The organism is uncultured Odoribacter sp. (assembly GCF_937966165.1).
Classification (GTDB): Bacteria; Bacteroidota; Bacteroidia; order Bacteroidales; family Marinifilaceae; genus Culturomica.
Map to the genome: position 1 here is coordinate 1 of NZ_CALCLB010000032.1, position 18,520 is coordinate 18,520.

Genomic DNA, 18,520 nt, shown 5'->3' on the forward strand with positions numbered 1-18,520 from the left:
TTGACACTGCCCAATAAATTTTTCCGGGTATTTACCGAACCTACATATAATAAATAGTCCTGAGGAATATTAAAGTGATCTATTTTTTTCCGGGATTCTCCAGCTTCCTGCATTTTATAAAAAATAGGCTGTATAGACTGATAAATAACGGCTATTTTACTTTCCGGGATGCCAAAAAAACGGATGATGTCGTTTTTCGTACATTCACTGATGGCGATAATTTTATCCGCATGCCGGCAAGCATATTTGAATTTGAAATCATATATTTTCCGGTCGATAAGCGAATACATATCCGGAAATGTACGGTAAATGATATCGTGTATCGTTACGACCGACCGTATGCCTGTATGTTGTATATGAAGGGGAATTTCATGGCTTAAACCGTGAAAGATGTCGATCTGGTCCCTTTTTAGATCTTTCTTTATACCGGAAGTCCGCCACCATCCTTTAAATTTTCCTTGGGGGATAACGGTATGAAAAGCTGTATTATTCAGAAAAGCCGCTGTAATTTCGTTGCGACGGATAGCCGGCGTATATAAGTAGTACTCATTTTCCGGATAGTAAAGCTGTAAATTCCCGGCTAATGTCCGGCTGTAGTTTCCCAATCCCGTGAAATTTTTGTAAAGTCTTTTAGCATCGTATCCTATTTTCATACGGAAGGTAATTGAGTGAATTAACTTTTAATGTTTTGCATGCCGCTTAAATTCTGCCGGCTTTACCGGTTTATCTATTCCCGGTAGGGTTTATCAAGATCCAGAAAATAGAAATTATGCTGCCTTTGCTTTTCGGCCGGCGGAATTTGCATATAGTCTCCATATTTATTACTCAGGTAGGCATGGTAATTTTCCAAGCCGAATACTTCTTTTCCTTCGAAAGAAATGAGAGTAGGATTACCTATAACAGCATGAGGAAGAATACCCTTCCGGCCGTCATCGTAATCGCAAACCCAGGGAGATGCATCAAAATCATATTTCCTCATCAGTTTTTCCAGTTTTGACTGAACGCCCTGACGGGTAAATAAAGTCCGGGCTATGCGGCAGGGCCAGGAACTGATTCCTCTACCGTGCTTGTAAGGATCGCGGAAAAGGAAGTATAGGGTCTTATTGTAGAAAGCAAATTTCCCGAAATGCCAGAGCCGGGTTAATTTTCCGCCGGGTGCTCCGTCTAAGGGAAATACGTCGATATAAATACCGCCTTTGTATTTCAAGTGTTTTCTTTCAATTAAAGTTGTCCGGGCATCCTGTATTTTGGCAAAGGAGAGAGGATAATCCGGATCGTTTTTCCAGTAGATTGCTTCTAAATAATCCGGCAATAGTGTTTTCGATTTCTCCATAAAAATTTCGTAATCCTTACGGGGCATTCCAATATCCAAATCGTCGTCCCAGGGAATGAAACCTTTGTGCCTGACGGCTCCGATCAGAGTACCGGCCATGATGTAATACCGCAGCTGGTGTTCCCGGCACACTTTATCTACTGCCAGGAGAATGTCCAGTACTTTTAATTGTAGTGCTCTGATATCGTATTTATTCCCCATATTTACAATAAATTAGCGGGTAATTTTTCTGTAGCTGCCTGAAAGTCTTCCTGTGTATCCAATTCCATAGAGAACAGGGCTGAAGTATCGACGATGTGAAAACTCTTTCCCTTTGCTATCAAACGCTGGAATGCTGCTTCATAAAATACATTCCCTAACTTTTCATCCACGATCATTTGATCCAGCTCCTGAAATAAAAGTTTCAGGTAAGCATTGGATATTTTTTCTATTCCGATGGATTCACCTATGGCCTGGGTGGGAGGACAGGTTTTACTGATTTCGGTGACTTTTCCCGTTGAATCGGCAATGACTTTCATTTCCTCTTCACAAAGCGGATGTGAATTCAGGGCCAATGTATCCGGATAAGGGGAATCAATCACGGCTTTCACCAAACCCGGATCAAACAGAATATCACTGTCGAGGAGTACGATATTTTCTTCTTTTATACTGTTTTTCACCAACCAGAGCGAATAGATATTGTTCGTGGAGGCGTATTTTTCATTGTGGATAAATTTTACCTCCAGTTCCGGAAATTTTTTTTGGACAAAAGTTACGATTTGCTCCTGTAGATATCCGGTTACCAAAATCAGTTCCCGGATATTATTGGCCAATAATCCTTGTATTGCCCTTTCCAGCAGACTTTTTCCTCCGATTTCCAGCAGACATTTGGGCGTATGGTCGGTGAGAGGACGCAGGCGGGAAGCGATGCCTGCGGCCAGTATTACAGCTTTCATGCTCCTGCAACTTCTTTAATGGTTTCGACAACCATACAATTTTGAGGATGTGTACCCAAGGTAATACGCATATGGGTATTGATATCGGGTTCGTTCATGAATTTAATCAGATATCCTTTGGCTTTCAGTGCCGTCTGTAATTTTTCCTTTAATTCAATAGGATATTTGACAAGCATGAAATTAGCGTTGGAATCGTAAACTTTAAATCCCGTCAGCGGACGGAGTTCCCGTATATACATTTCCCGGTCGTAAGCCATTTGGTCGGCTACTTTTTGGTAGTAATCGGTTGCTTTTAACACAGCTATTCCCAACTCTTCCGATAAACGGTTATAACCCAGATATTTCGTACTATAATTCAAGAAACGGCTTAAAGCTGTTCCCATAAATGCAAATCCCAGTCTTAATCCCGGTAAGCCGTAAAATTTGGAGAGAGTCCGTACAATCAAGACATTCGGGAATTTTTCCAGAAGCGGCTTGATGTAACTCGTGTCTTTATTGGCAAAAGAGGCATAAGCTTCGTCGATGACAACTACTGTGTCCTTACCGATAAAAGAGAGGATTTTATCCAGTTCCTCTGCTGTCAGTGCATTCCCCGTCGGATTATTGGGAGAAGCGATCAATACCATTTCCGGTTTTTCGCGTTCGATAGTTTCTTTCAGTGCTTTAAAATCGTATTTAAAAGTATTTCCATCTTCGTAGAGAGGATAGAGAACACTTCTGCCTTCCACTTCATCCGCAATAGATTTATAATACCACCAGGAGAATTTGGGAATTAACAGCGTTTTTTGTTTTTCTTTACCTGCCAGAAAGCAGTGAACCACTTGTTTTAAGATATCTTCTCCTCCATAACCCAGGATAATTTGTTTTTCCGGTATCTGGTACAAAGAAGAAAGAAAGTCTGAAAAGATACTCTTTTTCCCTTCGTCGTAAATCCGGGTATAAAAACAAAGTTTGTTGGGGTCGAAATTTTTTAATACTTCAGCTACTTCCGGAGCTGGCCCATAATTATATTCGTTTCTATCGAGATAGGTGGTTTTCTGTGTCATATTCGTTCTATTCCGTATGGTTTGATGTTATTGAAATTTATCTTTCAGGATTTTATTACAAACACCTGATTAAAATTTTATTACAAAAATAATAAAATTATTAGTTATAAAACGGGATTGACAGAAATATCAGTATCTGATTTTATGATTCTTTTGAAGGGCAAAGATATAGAGGAACAGTCTGTTTTATTTTTTCCGTTTAATTATCTCTTTCCGGCTCAATTTTAGGCTGAAACCGATATTTTTAGGCAAAAATTCTCCTACATCACCGTATATTCCCATGTCAATTTGGAAAGGAAGTTTATGTAAATGCGGAAGAGCCGTTTCCACAGCAAAAGAGAATTGCTTTTGGGGAGAATGGGGAAGTGGTTTTATATATAAGCCGTAATTTAAGGTATAGGTCAGCATTATTTTATAGGGAATTTTTTTCCACGCTTGCCCTCTTAGACCAATATGGTGTCCGATGATACGGTTATTACAGACCCCTAATGTAATGCCTTGGGCATTGGGAGCATAGGGGGTTATAAGAGGGGAACCGATCGTCCTTCCATACAGTGTCCATCCACTTTTATATTCGCCATTGTTGAAATAATTGTCATTCCCTCCCGATACCTTTTCGGGATGTCCCGGCGGGTTATGGTAGCGGCCGGATTGGTATTTCGTGTAATTGAACTCGTAAATAATATCGCTTATCCAGCGTTTTTTTTCTTTACTGCCCACATAAAGGGCATATACTCCATCCGGGAAAGAACGGAAGTCTGTTCCGGAACCGTCATCAAAGGGAATGTCGTGGTAGAAAGAAATGAGGTATTCATCTCCCCGGTAATTGATCCGTATGTGTTCCCGTCCCAAATGATTTCCCAGGGCATTTATGATATCACTCTCAGTAGCGCCTTTGCCTCCTTCTTTTCCGCATACTATCCGGATATAATCTTTCAGAGAAGAAGGTTGCTTGCCGTAACGGGAAGAAGTTCCGCCCCATTGTACCCAGTGTTCCAGACCCAGAATAATTTCCAGACGGGCAACAGGGACGATTTTTACGAAAAGGGATTTGTTGTGTAAGCGGGTATGACGGACGTAACGGTCGTCCGGCATCAGGTAGTCGCTCCAATTGAATTTAAAAGAAAGAATTTTATTGGTCCGGGGGATTGTAATGTAATCGGAATACAGATTATATCCCGGCATCGTCCGGGCATTGCCGGAATAAATGATATTTCCGTTTGTAAAGGAAATTCCGTTGTATTCGATTTCCCTGTGAATCATACCTAAATCCAACCGTAGTTTTTTCCATTTCCCGCTGACATACAATTGATCCAGCAGAACAGCATTGTCGTAATTGGAAACATAAGCCGCTGCGGAGATACCATAGGCCAGTTGGAAGGTATGTTTGGGATTAAAATCAGAGAAAAGGCCTGCTTCCAATAATCCTCCGCGACCGTCAGGAACGAGTCCGTAGCGGTTAGAGACAGCCCAGAATGGTAAATTTTTACCATAGGATAGAAAACCGGAAAGGGAGGAGAAATATTGAAATTCGCGCGTCTGAGAAAAAACGGGGACGGTACACCAAAAGAGAAATAGAAATCCGAGAAACTTTTTCATTGATAACAGAATGTTATATTTTATCCATACTTAGCCATTTTTCCGCAAAAGCGATATCTTCCGGCCAGGTCAATTTTATGTTCCGGGGATTTCCGTGCACCAGTCTGATCTTTTCTTCCGGCAAATATTTTTTTATCACTCCGCAATCGTCCGTAGTCTGAAAAAGCGGATCTTTTAAAGCTTTTTCAAAAGCCCGTTGCAGTGTTTCCCTGTCAAAACCCTGAGGTGTCTGGACATTAAATAACCGGGAACGATCCGGAATTTGTACGATATATTCCTGTTTTTCGTCTACTTCAATGATCGTATCGGTTGCAGGTACTGCAACGTTGACAGCATTTACCTCCTGCAAAGCACCGACGACATCACTGATAATCCTTGGGTCCACTAACGGACGAACGGCATCGTGTATTAATATATTGCAATCTGTTTGTGCGTATGCTTTTAAAGCGGAGAGGGTTGAATGATAACGTTCCTGTCCCCCGTGTAAAATATGAACTAGTTTTTTAAAAGGATGGTCCTGGAGAATCCTGTTTGACATTTCTGTATGAGCAGGGGCAATGACTAAGGCGATCTCGTCGATCAGGGGGTGGTTTTCGAAAACACCCAGTGTATGCTCGAGTACTGTTTTGCCGGCAATGATCAGGAATTGTTTCGGAATAATATTCCCCATCCGTTTCCCGCTTCCGCCGGCTAAAATTACTCCTATATTCTTTTTCATCCTATTTTCGTTAACTGGCATCTGAAGAAAGTGGAAAATGAAAGATCATTTTCTTTTTTCTTTTAAATATTAGTTTTTCTTTTTTTCAATCTTATCCGTCAAGATGAATTCCAACTCTCCTCCTTCCATGATTTCTTCGTGGGTTATCCAACTGCGGTCGAGTTTTTTGCCATTCAACAGTACCTTTTCCGAATAAATGAACTTGTCGTTTTCTTTATTGGCTGTGATAACAAAGCGTTTTTCCGGCCCGACTTTTAACGTAACTTTGGGGAATAAAGGGGTCCCCAACTGATACTTGCCTTCTACAGGGTTGACAGGATAGAATCCCATAGCAGAAAAAATATACCAGGCCGACATTTGCCCGCAATCTTCATTTCCGCACAAACCGTCGGGAGTGTCCCTGTATAATTCGGTCATAATCTTATTCAGGTAATATTGGCTTTTATGGGGTTGGTCTGCGTAATTGAAAAGATAAGCTACATGATGGGAAGGTTCATTTCCCTGCGCATATTGTCCGATAAGCCCGCTGATATCCGGAGAGGCATTTTCTCCTTCCAGTTGGGAAGGGATAGTAAACAAACTGTCCAGTTTGATACAGAATGCTTCTTTACCCCCGTATAGGCCAATGAGTCCTTCAATGTCCTGGGGGACAAACCAGGAATATTGCCAGGCATTCCCTTCTGTATATTCGTCGTCCCGGTGATTGGAGTAAAGAGGAGAAAAAGGTATTTTCCATTGGCCTGCTGCTGTTTTGCCTCTCATGAAGCCGGTGGATTTATCGAATAAATAAATATAATTTCTGGATTTTCTTAGAAAATAGAGATAATCGTCTTCTTTGTTCAAGGCTTTGGCCATTTGGGCGATACACCAGTAATCATAGGCGTATTCCAGGGTTTTGGATACCGATTCGTTTTCTTTATCACAAGGTATATATCCCAATTCCCGGAAATATTTCATTCCGGCCCGGTCTGAAGCGGCTGTTTTTTTCATCGCTTCATAAGCTTTTTCAGCATCAAAGTCCCTTATCCCTTTCAGATAAGCTTCTGCAATTACCGGAATAGAATGGTAACCGATCATACAATTGGTCTCATTACCGGCTAATTCCCATACCGGTAATAATCCATATGCATCGTAGTGTTTTAGAATAGAGTTGACCATATCACTCACTCTCTTTTTCTGGGTTATCGTAAAAAGAGGATGAGCGGCACGGAAAGTATCCCAAAAAGAAAATACCGTATATTGTTTTTGCCGGTTGTCTACACTGTGGATTTCCCGGTCGGGCCCCTTAAAATTACCATTGACATCGGAAAACAAATTGGGCGTAAGATAAGCGTGATAAAGGGCCGTATAAAAAGTACTCAGCTGGTAGTCGTCCGGTCCTTCCGCTTTAATTTTCGATAATTCCCTTTTCCAGGCCTGTTTGGCATCCCGTTTTACTTTATCGAAACTCCAATGGGGTAATTCTTTCTGTAAATTGGCTTCTGCCCCTTCAAAGTTAGCAGAAGAAATACTTATTTTAGAAAGAATTTTATCCGTTTTATAGCCGAAATCTACCCAGACATAACAGGAATCGCTGATGAGTTTTTGTCCGTTTTGCAGAGGTTCGAATTTGTTTTTGCCTGCCAGTACTTCTACATCCTGAGAGAATTCAATATAAAAATATACCCTTTGATCCGGTGCCCAGCCTTTGGATTTGCGATAACCTTCCAAAGCCCGGTTATTGACCTTTTTAATACAGCATTCCACGGCCTTGTCCCAATTGCGGGCTGTTGTCAAGTCAATAACCATACCGTGGGTTGTATTCGACGGATACTGGTAATAATGAAACCCGCACCTGGGGGTGACAGACAATTCTGTAATGATACCGTTATCGAATTTTACTTTGTAATAGCCAGGTTCTGCCTGTTCATTATCGTGTGAAAAAAGGGCATAATTAGATGTAAGGTACCGGACTGTATTTTGGTTGCTATCCGGTTTATTCAGTACCGGTAAAAAACGGATGTCCTGTAAATCCCCAATGCCGGTGCCGCTCAGATGGGTGTGTGAAAAAGAAGAGATAATGCTGTCACTATAATGATATCCTGAACTCCAGTCCCAGCCGCTGCGGGGATTATCCGGACTTAACTGAATTCCCCCAAAAGGGTATGCTGCCCCCGGAAAACAATGCCCATGCCCGCCGGTGCCGATAAAGGGGTTTACATACTCTGTGATTTTAAGTTCTTTTTCGTGGCTCTTACACCCGAAAAGGAAAAGGAAAAAACAGAAAAAAACAGCAATATAATTTCTCATCTTATATATCTTTCAGTTAAAATAGCTTGTAAACAAAACAAGTAACCGATAGCATAATCGTCCGGGTAAAAAAGAAAGGAACGAAATTCAGTATAGGGGAAGCCGGTTTCGTTCATTCTTCCGCCGGCTTCCTTATAGAAGTTATTTTTTTAATTCATTCCATACCAGAGCGGCTGCTCCATAAATGGCCGCATTCTTATCCAGTTGGGAAGGTAGTATTTTAACTTTATGGGAGAATATTTTCAATAAATTGATTTCCATATGATCTTTGGTGGGTTCGAAAAGCAGAGCACCTGCTTTGGCTAATCCGCCGAATAAAAAGATGGCTTCCGGACTGGTAATGGCTACTGCATTTGCTAATGCTTCTCCCAGCATTTTTCCCGTGTATTTAAACGTATTGATAGCGATCATATCTCCTTTTTCCGCTGCTTCTGCAACAATTTTGGCTGTCATTTCATTGAAGGGTATCGTACGCAATTCACTTGGATAATTATATTTTGCCATCATTTTATAGGCAGTTCTCTTTACTCCTGTGGCAGAAACATAGGTTTCCAGACAGCCTTGACGACCGCAACCGCATTGCCTGCCGTTGGGGGAAACAATAATATGCCCTAATTCTCCTGCGAAACCGTCATGTCCGTATATCAATTCTCCGTTCGCAACAAAACCGCTGCCTAAACCCGTGCCTAAGGTAACCATAATGAAATTTTTCATACCCTTGGCCCCGCCGTAAATCATTTCTCCTATGGCCGCTGCATTGGCATCGTTAGTCAGATAAATGGGAAGAGCCGGGTAATATTCTTTCATCATGTCGCATAAAGGAATGACATCGTGCCATCTCAGGTTGGGAGCAAATTCGATGGAACCTTTGTAGTAGTTTCCGTTCGGAGCACCGATCCCGATTCCCACCATCTCTAATTCATCCCGCAACGGATCTAAAACTTTTTCTATTTCCAGATATAATTCTTTTAAATAATCGTTGATATCTTCGTGTTTTTGCGTTTCAATATTGCCGTCTGCAAGATAATTTCCTTCTCTGTCGATAAACCCGAAAGTTGTATTCGTTCCACCAATGTCAATACCTAATGCTACTTGTTTTTTCATAATTATTTATCTTTATTTAATGTTGTTGTGTTTAGACGATAACGTTTTCACGCTGTAAATATAGAAAAAAAATAAGAGACCGTAAACGATCTCTTATTAATTACTAACTACTAACCTAAACATACAAACTTATGAAAAAAAAACGTCTTTGTTAGATGACTGTTTTTATAGGAACAAATATAGAGGAAAGAAATAAAAGAAAAGGTTAATGGAAAGTTAAATATTTAAGATAGTAAGAAGTAAAAATATATAAATTACTTAATTAAAATCAAAGATAGTTGACTTTTAATTTTATAGCTTACAGGTTCAGATAAAATTCACGGGTTAGCTCTGTATATTCCGGACTATATTGGTGGCGGCTCAGTTCCAGAAGAATATCGTTTGTTACAACTGTTTTTCCGGTGCGGCTGAATTCAAGGAGTTTTCTTTTGGGAGCTTTTGCCGGAGTGGGAAGTACTCGGGTGATGCGTGATAGATGGAAATGCAGTGATTCTGCTTTTGAAATTAATGCATCGGCTTCCTGGCAAGGGAGGATTAAACTGAATTTACCTTGGGGGTGTAATAACCGGTCTGCTGCTTTTAGTAAATCTTCGTGGGTAAAATCCTGACAATGTCTGGCCAAAGTCCTATTCGGAGAAGGAGTAGGGGTGGAGCGGACGAAGAAAGGAGGGTTACACAGAATGTGTTCGTAAAGTCGGGAAGGGAAAAAGTCAAAAATAGAAAGGTGAAAGATAGAAACACTATTCCGCCAGGGACTTTGCAGGACATTTTCTATGGCTTGCTGACAAGCCAGGGGGTCGATTTCGACGGCATCGATATGCGCATGGGGATTTCGCTGAGCTGCCATTAAAGCTATGAGTCCTGTACCTGTTCCTATATCCAGAATAGAAGAAGCCGTTTTCAGTTCGGCCCAAGCCCCCAATAATACTCCGTCGGTTCCGACCTTCATAGCCGTTTGAGATTGTTGGATCGTAAATTTTTTAAACTGGAAATAATCGTTCATAAGGCGGAAATATCCTGAATAATAAACTGGAATTCATCTCTCCGGACGCATGCTGAAAATATTTCGTTCCTCTTTTCGGTAAAGAATGGATTGTCTGATCTTTATTTTTTGATTCAGGAATGTGTTGAAGACCTCTTTTCCTTCCATCAGCTTCCGGGAAAAACCAGGTAACCGATGATAAGAACATTTTCACATTTAAACTTTAAACCTGACTCTAAATTATCGTTTTATGCTTTCCAAAAAAAACCGATGTATAAATAAACAGAATTTTTCAAAAAGCTTCCGTTATGTATACATCGGTAATCAGCTTGGGTATATTACTCTGCTTTGGGAGTTTCTTCTTCAAAATTTAACATTTTCTTTTCTGCCAACAGATTGTACCACTGGATAATTTTTTTCATATCCGATACGTACACTCTGTCGTGATCATATTCAGGCAGGACTTCTTCGAAGTAAGCCAAAATTTTTTCTGTATCTGATTTATGGGGTAATGTTTGGGCTCCGTTTTCTTTTTCGAAGATCCTTTTTAATACTTCTTTAAGAGGCATATCTTCATTTTCTGTATAAATGGAAATATCTTCTAAAGCGATGATTTTAGAATTGGAATAAGCTGCAAAACGTTTTCCGTCTAGAAGCGATTCTACAATAATAGCGTTAGAAGTATTGTTGATGAGCTTGTAAAGTCCCGGTTTCCCTGAAATGGATAAAATTTCTTTTAACATCATGGTACAAAATTTATTCGTTTGTTAAAACAGTTTGCAAAAATAAGAAAGAATTTATTTGTTTCGTGATTTTTAAGTCTGAATTTTACTTTTTCTATCGGAATTCCTTGTGTCTGTTTTTCTTTGAAACCTGTTGTAAAGAGAAGTGCTTAATTGAGCCCCCTTTGTTTTTTGATTTTTTCGTAAGCCAGATTAATCATTGTAAATTTATCTTCCGCTGCTTTCCGGATATCTTCGCCCAGATGTCCAACCTTATCCGGGTGGTTTTCAAAAGCCATTTTCCGGTATGCCTTTTTCACTTCCTCGTCAGTGGCATTTGAATTTATTCCCAGCGTTTGATAAGCGGAATCGAGGTCGTTATAGTACATGGATTTAAGGGAATTAAACGTGGTGCGGTCGATTCCCAATAAGGATGAAATGTTTTCCAATAAACGGATTTCATTATTGCAGACCTGACCGTCCGATTGCGCTAAGCCGAAAAGGAAATACAAAAGCTGAATACGGGAAGGATGATCCATATTCATGCGGATTTGTTGGCAAACTTCTGCTAAGGGGATCTCTTGGGTGCTCAGTTTTTTGATCATTCCCAGGGCTTCCAGAGTGGCTTCTTCTCCGAAATTGTTTTTTAGAAAACTCTTTACATAATTCAGTTCATTGCGGGTGATTTTGCCATCGGCTTTCATGATGGCCGTTGCTAACACCGTCAGACTGAACATAAAATCACCCCTGCCCGTAGAGTAAGGGGGGTGTCCGCCTGTATTTTGTACTGTTATATTTACATTATCCAGTACAGATCCCATAAAAAGACCGAACAGGGCTCCCAAAGGACCTCCCAGTACAAAGCCTAATCCTGCGCCAATCCATTTACCATATTTTGCCATTGTGTTTGTTTTATTGATTTTCTTTGTTACAAAGTTATATACTTTCGGGAGATCTGAGGTATTTTGATTCTATTCTTTTAACGATTTCTATTGTTTGCCGGGTAATATCCAGATTCCGGTCGGTATAAATAACATAATCGGATCGTCGGCATTTTTCTTCGTCCTCCCATTGGTTTTTTATTCTTTCCATTACTTTTTCCGGGGTAGTTCCGTCCCGTTGGGTAACCCTTTTTATCCGGGTTTCCAGAGAGGCATAAATACAGATAATAATGTCAAAATAAGGGATTAAATCCGCTTCAAAAAGTATGGCGGATTCGAAAAATACCAACCTTTTATGCTGTTGTTTGCTCCAGGAAGCAAAATCTGCTAATACGACGGGATGCACAATATGATTGACAAAAGAGAGTGCACTTTTGTCCTGAAAGATGATATCGGAGAGTTTTTTTTTATTCAATATCCCCTGTTCGTAAATAGAATCTCCGAATTTGTCTGTAAGGGCTTTGCGGATAAAGGGATGGGAATTGATTAAAGTGGAAGCCCGGGTATCGGCTATATAGACCGGATAACCCTTATTTCCGAGAATTGCAGCGATGGTCGTCTTGCCTGAACCAATACCTCCTGTAATACCTATTCGTAACATTTATTGTCCGTAATTAATGAACCGGATTAGCGATTCTTTTTTTCCAGAATATATTCGACTTTTTGAGGAGTATAACTCAGATTTTTTATAAATGAGGGTATTTTTACAATTTCTACCGGTAAATAAGAGGAATTTGGAGTTTGGGAATAATTTACGATAAATTCAAAATCTTTATCCGTGACTTTATCATATCGGCTTAAACCTATTTCATAGCTAATGTCAACTGTGTTCGGAAATAATTTAATGTTGAGAGAATCCGGTAAATTCCAAACAGAAATCGGAATATTGCGTTTGGCTTCGGTGAACCGTTCTAATTCGATGTTTATTTTCACACTTTTTTCTTCTGCAGAAAAGTTTGGGGGAAAATCGAGATCGATTGTACGGGAAAGATTTTTACTGATTTCCCCGGCTTTCCATATTTCAGTAGGAATATAGCTTAATGTATCCATCATGGAAGCAGGACCGCTGACCAGGATACTATCCGGAACGGCGGTAATTTCATCTTTGAGTATGTATTGTTTTTTCAATGAATAATCCACTAGAGGTTTTACCGGGATCATCTTTGTTACTGCATGGGAAAATTTAAAATAGATTTCTTCTGGTTTAATATTTAATAATTTGATATCCGAGTTAAGCTGATTATTAATTCTGTCTTTAATTGTACTCAGTTTTAAAGTATATTCCAGGATATTGTCTTTTTCCAGCATATAATTGCTGTAAGAATTAATGTCCAGATTGATGGGTAAAAAAGACGTACTGATACGGTATCCGACCAGTGTAAACCCTTTGGCTTTTACTTCCAAAGTAATATCGGAAGGTAATTCGGACACCAGATACTTCCCTTTTGGAAGGTCCGTATAGCGGACAGGATAAGAAATCTCACTTGTGTATTCTTTATTCAGCGCATTTAAAAACCATAAAATAGCTGCAATAATTACACATATTGTGTAACTGAGAATATTCCGGTCGATACGGATATTCCGGTTTTTAAAATAAGACCATTTCATTTTCATGTGCAAAATAAAGTCTCGGATTTACGATTTTGATTCTGAAATTCAAAGTCAAAATTATAAATCCGAAGAATAGATATGTCAAAAATGTCTCCTTTTATTTGGCAGGAGTAGCATCTGTCATATCTTTAATAACAGCTGATTTGTCTACTTTCAAACGGACTCCGCCTTCTACTTCCATGATAATAGCATATTCCTGAATTTCAGCAACTTTTCCGTAAATTCCTCCAGTTGTTACAATTTTATCTCCCTTTTGCAAAGCCTCTCTGAACTTTTTCAATTCTTTTTGCCTTTTCATTTGCGGTCTGATCATAAAAAGCCAGAATACCACGATTATTAAAATCAGGGGTAAAAAACTCATTAAACCACTGCCTTGGGGCTGTGTTTCTAGTACAATCATAAAAAATGTGTTCATAATCTTGGTTTGTTTTAAATTATCGTAATCTACTGTATATGATTCGATTACAAATCGTTTTGCTTTTAATTTATCTCTATTTCTCCCTTATATGTTCCGGTTTATTTGCGGAATCTTCTCACTGTCCGGAACGGCTGTCCTGTATATCGGCTGTAAATTTTAAGGTAATTACTTTTTCCGGAACATTTGCAAATATACGGATTTCTTTGTATTGTTTACCGTATCTGCCGGAAGAGTTAAAAGCTATTTCTAATTTTCCTTCTTTTCCGGGGGCTATCGGCTCTTTCGGATAATCAGCCGTTGTACATCCGCAGCTGGTTTGTATATTTTTGATGATGAGAGGCTGATTGCCTGTATTTTTAAAATAGTAGGTGTGGGTGACTGTTTCGCCTGAAGTGATTTTTCCAAAGTTGAATGCTGGCTGTACAAATTCAATTTGAGTATTTTCCTGGGGATCAGTGGACTGTTTTGATTTATTTTGACAGGATCCGAAAGATAAAACAGATAAAAGACAGAAAACAGATATTTTGCAGATATAACGTCCGAAATTTCTTTTTGTACATGGAAAAATTTTCATAGTATATAAGTATTAAAATATAAGATGTTTGACAGAATAATCTTTATTTTTGATATTATTCATGGTTTCTATACCGATTTCTAAATGTTGTTTTACGAATTTTTGAGTCACGTGTTTATCTGATTCGGCTGTTTTTATCCCCTCTGAAATCATAGGCCGGTCGGAGACCAATAATAAAGCTCCTGTAGGAATACGGTTGGCAAAGCCTACCGTGAAAATTGTGGCTGTTTCCATATCTACTGCCATGGCACGGGTTTTTACCAGGTATTCTTTGAAATGGTCGTCGTATTCCCATACCCTGCGGTTGGTGGTATATACAACTCCGGTATAATAATAGCGGTTGTGGTTGACAATGATTTTGGAACAGGTTTTTTGTATGCTGAAAGCCGGTAATGCGGGGACTTCATGGGGCATATAGTCGTCAGAAGTACCTTCTCCTTTGATGGCGGCAATGGGCAGAATATAGTCTCCTACAGAAGTTTTATTTTTGAGTCCGCCGCATTTCCCCAGAAATAAAGTGGCTTCCACTTCTATGGCTGTCAGTAAATCCAGAACGGTGGCTGCATTAGCACTTCCCATACCAAAATTGATCAAAATGACTTCTTCATGAGAAACATTCGGCATCGTTTTGTCGATACCAATAATGGGTTCATGATACATTTCTGAAAATAAATCCAGATAATATTCGAAGTTTGTCAGTAAAATGTATTTTGGAAAATCTTTTAGTTCCCGTCCCGTATAACGGGGTAACCAATTTTCCACTATTTCTTTTTTTGTCTTCATAATTCATTCCTTCCGGATTTACAAAGTTAAAAAAAATATGGAATCCGAAAACAAATGGTTGGGTGGAGAAAGGTTTAAATGTTAGAATGTACAAATGTTTAAGTGTTCAAATGTTTAAGTAAGGGGATGGAAGAAAGGAGAATGTTTCATGGCGGGAAAGGATTACTGTTTTGCTGGTTCCCGGAAGTGAAGTTTTGCTTAGCGGGGACTCTCAGGAAGGTCTAGTCCGGTATAAAGAGGTAGAGGTCACTTAAACAGAGAGGTCTTCCAACATCCGAACTTTTTATTACCTTTGTTTTTCTAAAAAAATGGGAATGGATACACTTTTACTCGATCGTCTCAAGGATATAAAGATAGAAGATTATACGTATGATTTACCGGAAGAGAGGATTGCTAAATTCCCTTTACCTCAGCGCGAATCTTCCAAGTTGCTGATATATCAAAATGGGAAGATTACAGAAAACGCCTTCGCTGCTGTAAAGGAGATACTGATTCCGGGGCAGACGCTTATTTTCAATAATACAAAGGTTATTTTTGCCCGTATTTTTTTTCAGAAAAAAACGGGTGGACATATTGAGGTGTTTTGTCTGGAACCGGCAGAACCGGCAGATTACGCTTTGAATTTTGCAGCCCGCAGGACTTGTACCTGGATTTGCATGGTAGGGAATCTGAAAAAATGGCATGAAGGGAAAATTTATTGCCGTTTTTTTCATGTGGGACAGGAGGTCATTTTGACAGCGGAAAAATTAGTTCAAAAAGGTGGGGAGGTACAAATCCGTTTTTCCTGGAACCGGGACCTTTCGTTCAGTGAAGTATTGGAAGCTTGCGGAAGGATTCCCATTCCTCCTTATTTAAACCGGGATTCGGAAGATTCGGATAAGATTCGTTATCAGACGGTGTATTCCCGGGAAGAAGGATCTGTCGCTGCTCCTACTGCCGGACTGCATTTTACGGAGGAAATTTTGAAGGCATTGGTAGATAAGGGAGTAAAAATTGAGGAATTGACGTTACATGTCGGAGCGGGAACTTTTCGCCCTGTAAAAGCTGAAAGAATCGGGGAGCACGATATGCATACGGAACATTTGATTGTATCGAGGCAATTGATTGACGATCTGGCCCAAAAAACCGGGGAGGTGATCGCTGTCGGTACCACATCCGTGAGAACGCTGGAAAGCCTTTATTGGATGGGAGTAAAAAGACTGCAAGGGGACAGCTGTTTTTATGATTTATCCCAATGGGAAGCTTATACCTTGCCTGCACATTATTCATTACAACAGGCAATGGAAGCTTTACAAGGGTGGTTCGACGAAACCCGGGAAGAGCTTTTAAAGGCCCGGACGACCATAATCATTGTTCCGGGTTATTCCTACCGGGTTATCGATGCTTTGTTTACAAATTTCCATCAGCCTCAAAGTACACTTTTATTGTTGGTAGCTGCTGCTGTAGGAGAAGATTGGAAACGGATTTACGATTATGCCCTCCGGAACAGTTTCAGATTCCTGAGCTATGGGGATACGAGTTTGTTGAGGATAAATAAGCATAAATAAAGCAGTGGAAAATATGCATCTGTCTTTACCGGCTTTTGAATACAAGGTTAAAAAGCAAGAAAAAGGATTGTATATATACGATATAATCCGTAAAAAGTATGTGCTTTTAACGTCGGAAGAATGGGTCCGTCAACATTTTATTCATTACTTGATTCGTTGTAAAAATTATCCTCCTGCTTTGATTGCAGTCGAGAAAGAAATCGACCTTTATGGCTTGAAAAAGCGTTTTGACATCATCTGTTACGACCGTCAGGGCATGCCTTATCTGATAGTGGAATGTAAGGCTGCTTCCGTCCCGCTTTCCCAGCAGGTATTTGATCAGGTATTTGGATATAACCTGACAATGGCAGCTCGTTATGTTGTCATCACAAATGGAATAATACATTTTTGTGGCTATACGGATACAGAACGGCATTTTTGTTTTTTGGAAGAGATTCCCGGTTTTAAATAAATGTGCCGGATGGATGTTTTCTTGCGGAAACGGATTAACGTTTCGCTGATAAATGAATCTCTGTTCTGATTAAAGGATTAATCCGGGACTGTTTCCCTTACCCGGCAGATCCTTACCTAAACTTTACTTCTGCCTTAATCCCCTTAACCCTTTAATCTCCAGCAAAACCATTCTGGTTTATCTTTGACAACTGGAAAAATATTTTTTCAGCAGTTCAAAGGCAGCTGTGAACGAGCTCATTTCGTTTTTCAGGACTTTTTCTTCTGCTATTTTGAGGTTTTCTTTTTGACTGTTATAAAAACGATTTTTTAATTGTTCGTTAATGGTTTCATACATCCAGTATTTGGATTGTTCCCGCCGCCTTCTGTCGAAATACCGGTTTTGTTGGGTAGTGCTGCAATAATTCAGAATGTTATCCCAGATTTCTTTGATTCCTGTTTTTTCGTAGGCAGAACAAGTCAAAACCTGAGGTTCAATTCCGGATTCGTGGGGGGGAAACAGGTGAAGGGCTGATTGTAACTGGGCTTTGGCAAGCTGAGCTTTATTGATGTTATTTCCGTCTGCTTTGTTGATGATGATGCCGTCTGCCATTTCCATGATACCTCTCTTTATTCCCTGTAGTTCATCTCCTGCACCTGCAATCTGAATTAACAGGAAAAAATCCACCATGGAATGAACAGCTGTTTCACTTTGCCCTACGCCCACTGTTTCAATTAGAATAATATCAAATCCTGCTACTTCACATAAAATCATAGCTTCCCGTGTTTTCCGGGCTACTCCTCCCAAGGAACCGGCTGAAGGGGAAGGACGGATATAAGCATGCGGATCGCAGGACAATTCTTCCATACGGGTTTTGTCCCCCAAAATACTTCCTTTTGAACGTTCACTACTGGGATCAATTGCCAATACGGCTATTTTATGCCCCTGACCGGTAAGGAATTTACCGAAGCTTTCGATAAACGTACTTTTGCCTGCCCCGGGTACCCCTGTAATACCGATGCGAATCGAACTCCCGGAAGAAGGAAGGCAGCGTTTTATTACTTCCTGGGCAATTGTCTGGTGTTCTGTTCTGGAACTTTCCACTAAAGTAATGGCTTGACTGAGTATATTGATATTTCCTTTCAATATCCCTTCTACATAATCGTCTATACTCAGGTCTTTTTTACGTATATTTTTTAAACGGGCTGCCAGGTTCGGATTCATCGGATCTGGTTGCTCTATCCCTTTATTTACTTTTAATCCTTCGTATTCCGGTGAATTTTCCGGATGTTCCATACATTCCTCCATGATATACCTTTTTTTATTTTTTGCAAAGGGGATTTAAACCCGGCGTCCCCCCCCGGTTTACTTGAGGGCATACTAAAGTTTTTCCTATCTCTGCGAAATTTCCGCAAAGATAGGAAAAATGTTTTACTCCAATTTAAAATGTCGTTTAAATGTTCCGAATGTTTTGTTTCCTCTCCCTGT

19 protein-coding genes are annotated in these 18,520 nt (G+C 39.9%); 2 read left to right on the forward strand and 17 right to left on the reverse strand.

Annotated elements, in window-relative coordinates; genetic code table 11:
* The 16 genes from Q0465_RS11700 to Q0465_RS11775 all read right to left on the reverse strand — a co-directional run.
* Positions 1-653: glycosyltransferase family 1 protein (locus Q0465_RS11700; RefSeq protein WP_298616498.1), on the reverse strand; the 653-nt coding region annotated here is incomplete at its 3' end.
* A 74-nt stretch (positions 654-727) separates the two neighbouring features.
* Positions 728-1,534, reverse strand: a complete 807-nt coding sequence (locus Q0465_RS11705; RefSeq protein ID WP_298616501.1) for a phosphorylcholine transferase LicD — start codon at positions 1,532-1,534, stop codon at positions 728-730.
* A gap of 2 nt (positions 1,535-1,536) precedes the next feature.
* The gene (locus tag Q0465_RS11710) at positions 1,537-2,268 is read right to left on the reverse strand and encodes a phosphocholine cytidylyltransferase family protein (protein ID WP_298616504.1); all 732 of its coding nucleotides are present in this window, start codon (positions 2,266-2,268) and stop codon (positions 1,537-1,539) included.
* The gene (locus Q0465_RS11715; protein WP_298616507.1) at positions 2,265-3,314 is read right to left on the reverse strand and encodes a histidinol-phosphate transaminase; all 1,050 of its coding nucleotides are present in this window, start codon (positions 3,312-3,314) and stop codon (positions 2,265-2,267) included. Before Q0465_RS11715 ends, Q0465_RS11710 begins: the two co-directional genes overlap by 4 nt.
* Before the next feature lie 186 nt (positions 3,315-3,500).
* Complete coding sequence (locus tag Q0465_RS11720) at positions 3,501-4,913, reverse strand: capsule assembly Wzi family protein (protein WP_298616509.1); 1,413 nt, start codon at positions 4,911-4,913, stop codon at positions 3,501-3,503.
* Positions 4,914-4,926: 13 nt separating this feature from the next.
* Positions 4,927-5,631 (reverse strand): 2-C-methyl-D-erythritol 4-phosphate cytidylyltransferase, encoded by a 705-nt coding sequence (gene ispD / locus Q0465_RS11725; RefSeq protein ID WP_298616510.1) that lies wholly within the window; start codon positions 5,629-5,631, stop codon positions 4,927-4,929.
* A 69-nt stretch (positions 5,632-5,700) separates the two neighbouring features.
* Entirely contained in the window at positions 5,701-7,920 is a 2,220-nt protein-coding gene (locus Q0465_RS11730) for a GH92 family glycosyl hydrolase (RefSeq protein WP_298616514.1), read from the reverse strand.
* A gap of 141 nt (positions 7,921-8,061) precedes the next feature.
* The gene (locus Q0465_RS11735) at positions 8,062-9,024 is read right to left on the reverse strand and encodes an ROK family protein (protein WP_298616517.1); all 963 of its coding nucleotides are present in this window, start codon (positions 9,022-9,024) and stop codon (positions 8,062-8,064) included.
* Between the two features lie 298 nt (positions 9,025-9,322).
* Complete coding sequence (locus tag Q0465_RS11740) at positions 9,323-10,027, reverse strand: methyltransferase (protein ID WP_298616520.1); 705 nt, start codon at positions 10,025-10,027, stop codon at positions 9,323-9,325.
* A 317-nt stretch (positions 10,028-10,344) separates the two neighbouring features.
* Complete coding sequence (locus Q0465_RS11745; protein WP_298616756.1) at positions 10,345-10,749, reverse strand: DUF5606 domain-containing protein; 405 nt, start codon at positions 10,747-10,749, stop codon at positions 10,345-10,347.
* A 149-nt stretch (positions 10,750-10,898) separates the two neighbouring features.
* The gene (locus Q0465_RS11750; protein ID WP_298616523.1) at positions 10,899-11,630 is read right to left on the reverse strand and encodes a TerB family tellurite resistance protein; all 732 of its coding nucleotides are present in this window, start codon (positions 11,628-11,630) and stop codon (positions 10,899-10,901) included.
* Between the two features lie 34 nt (positions 11,631-11,664).
* The gene (gene coaE / locus Q0465_RS11755) at positions 11,665-12,270 is read right to left on the reverse strand and encodes a dephospho-CoA kinase (RefSeq protein ID WP_298616526.1); all 606 of its coding nucleotides are present in this window, start codon (positions 12,268-12,270) and stop codon (positions 11,665-11,667) included.
* A gap of 26 nt (positions 12,271-12,296) precedes the next feature.
* Positions 12,297-13,283, reverse strand: a complete 987-nt coding sequence (locus Q0465_RS11760) for a YbbR-like domain-containing protein (protein ID WP_298616529.1) — start codon at positions 13,281-13,283, stop codon at positions 12,297-12,299.
* A 94-nt stretch (positions 13,284-13,377) separates the two neighbouring features.
* Complete coding sequence (yajC, locus tag Q0465_RS11765; RefSeq protein WP_298616531.1) at positions 13,378-13,680, reverse strand: preprotein translocase subunit YajC; 303 nt, start codon at positions 13,678-13,680, stop codon at positions 13,378-13,380.
* A 133-nt stretch (positions 13,681-13,813) separates the two neighbouring features.
* Positions 13,814-14,272 carry a DUF1573 domain-containing protein gene (locus Q0465_RS11770; RefSeq protein ID WP_298616534.1) on the reverse strand — a complete coding sequence of 153 codons (459 nt, stop codon included), beginning with the start codon at positions 14,270-14,272 and terminating at the stop codon, positions 13,814-13,816.
* 12 nt (positions 14,273-14,284) lie between these two features.
* Positions 14,285-15,055, reverse strand: a complete 771-nt coding sequence (locus Q0465_RS11775; RefSeq protein WP_298616536.1) for an AMP nucleosidase — start codon at positions 15,053-15,055, stop codon at positions 14,285-14,287.
* Between the two features lie 314 nt (positions 15,056-15,369).
* On the opposite strand from Q0465_RS11775, the gene Q0465_RS11780 reads away from it, so the two are divergent.
* Both Q0465_RS11780 and Q0465_RS11785 read left to right on the forward strand, forming a co-directional pair.
* A complete protein-coding gene (locus tag Q0465_RS11780; RefSeq protein ID WP_298616539.1) occupies positions 15,370-16,602 on the forward strand; it encodes an S-adenosylmethionine:tRNA ribosyltransferase-isomerase in 1,233 nt (410 codons plus the stop codon).
* Between the two features lie 13 nt (positions 16,603-16,615).
* The gene (locus Q0465_RS11785; protein ID WP_298616540.1) at positions 16,616-17,053 is read left to right on the forward strand and encodes a type I restriction enzyme HsdR N-terminal domain-containing protein; all 438 of its coding nucleotides are present in this window, start codon (positions 16,616-16,618) and stop codon (positions 17,051-17,053) included.
* A 177-nt stretch (positions 17,054-17,230) separates the two neighbouring features.
* Here Q0465_RS11785 and meaB read toward each other — a convergent pair whose 3' ends face one another.
* Positions 17,231-18,328 carry a methylmalonyl Co-A mutase-associated GTPase MeaB gene (meaB, locus tag Q0465_RS11790; RefSeq protein WP_298616757.1) on the reverse strand — a complete coding sequence of 366 codons (1,098 nt, stop codon included), beginning with the start codon at positions 18,326-18,328 and terminating at the stop codon, positions 17,231-17,233.
* Between the last annotated feature and the right edge of the window lie 192 nt (positions 18,329-18,520).

Excerpts from the sequence above, each read along its gene's own strand:
- Q0465_RS11705 (WP_298616501.1), bottom strand. The coding sequence starts at position 1,534 with ATGGGGAATAAATACGATATCAGAGCACTACAATTAAAAGTACTGGAC.
- Q0465_RS11710 (WP_298616504.1), bottom strand. The coding sequence starts at position 2,268 with ATGAAAGCTGTAATACTGGCCGCAGGCATCGCTTCCCGCCTGCGTCCT.
- Q0465_RS11715 (WP_298616507.1), bottom strand. The coding sequence starts at position 3,314 with ATGACACAGAAAACCACCTATCTCGATAGAAACGAATATAATTATGGG.
- Q0465_RS11720 (WP_298616509.1), bottom strand. The coding sequence starts at position 4,913 with ATGAAAAAGTTTCTCGGATTTCTATTTCTCTTTTGGTGTACCGTCCCC.
- ispD (WP_298616510.1), bottom strand. The coding sequence starts at position 5,631 with ATGAAAAAGAATATAGGAGTAATTTTAGCCGGCGGAAGCGGGAAACGG.
- Q0465_RS11730 (WP_298616514.1), bottom strand. The coding sequence starts at position 7,920 with ATGAGAAATTATATTGCTGTTTTTTTCTGTTTTTTCCTTTTCCTTTTC.
- Q0465_RS11735 (WP_298616517.1), bottom strand. The coding sequence starts at position 9,024 with ATGAAAAAACAAGTAGCATTAGGTATTGACATTGGTGGAACGAATACA.
- Q0465_RS11740 (WP_298616520.1), bottom strand. The coding sequence starts at position 10,027 with ATGAACGATTATTTCCAGTTTAAAAAATTTACGATCCAACAATCTCAA.
- Q0465_RS11745 (WP_298616756.1), bottom strand. The coding sequence starts at position 10,749 with ATGTTAAAAGAAATTTTATCCATTTCAGGGAAACCGGGACTTTACAAG.
- Q0465_RS11750 (WP_298616523.1), bottom strand. The coding sequence starts at position 11,630 with ATGGCAAAATATGGTAAATGGATTGGCGCAGGATTAGGCTTTGTACTG.
- coaE (WP_298616526.1), bottom strand. The coding sequence starts at position 12,270 with ATGTTACGAATAGGTATTACAGGAGGTATTGGTTCAGGCAAGACGACC.
- Q0465_RS11760 (WP_298616529.1), bottom strand. The coding sequence starts at position 13,283 with ATGAAAATGAAATGGTCTTATTTTAAAAACCGGAATATCCGTATCGAC.
- yajC (WP_298616531.1), bottom strand. The coding sequence starts at position 13,680 with ATGATTGTACTAGAAACACAGCCCCAAGGCAGTGGTTTAATGAGTTTT.
- Q0465_RS11770 (WP_298616534.1), bottom strand. The coding sequence starts at position 14,272 with ATGAAAATTTTTCCATGTACAAAAAGAAATTTCGGACGTTATATCTGC.
- Q0465_RS11775 (WP_298616536.1), bottom strand. The coding sequence starts at position 15,055 with ATGAAGACAAAAAAAGAAATAGTGGAAAATTGGTTACCCCGTTATACG.
- Q0465_RS11780 (WP_298616539.1), top strand. The coding sequence starts at position 15,370 with ATGGATACACTTTTACTCGATCGTCTCAAGGATATAAAGATAGAAGAT.
- Q0465_RS11785 (WP_298616540.1), top strand. The coding sequence starts at position 16,616 with ATGCATCTGTCTTTACCGGCTTTTGAATACAAGGTTAAAAAGCAAGAA.
- meaB (WP_298616757.1), bottom strand. The coding sequence starts at position 18,328 with ATGGAACATCCGGAAAATTCACCGGAATACGAAGGATTAAAAGTAAAT.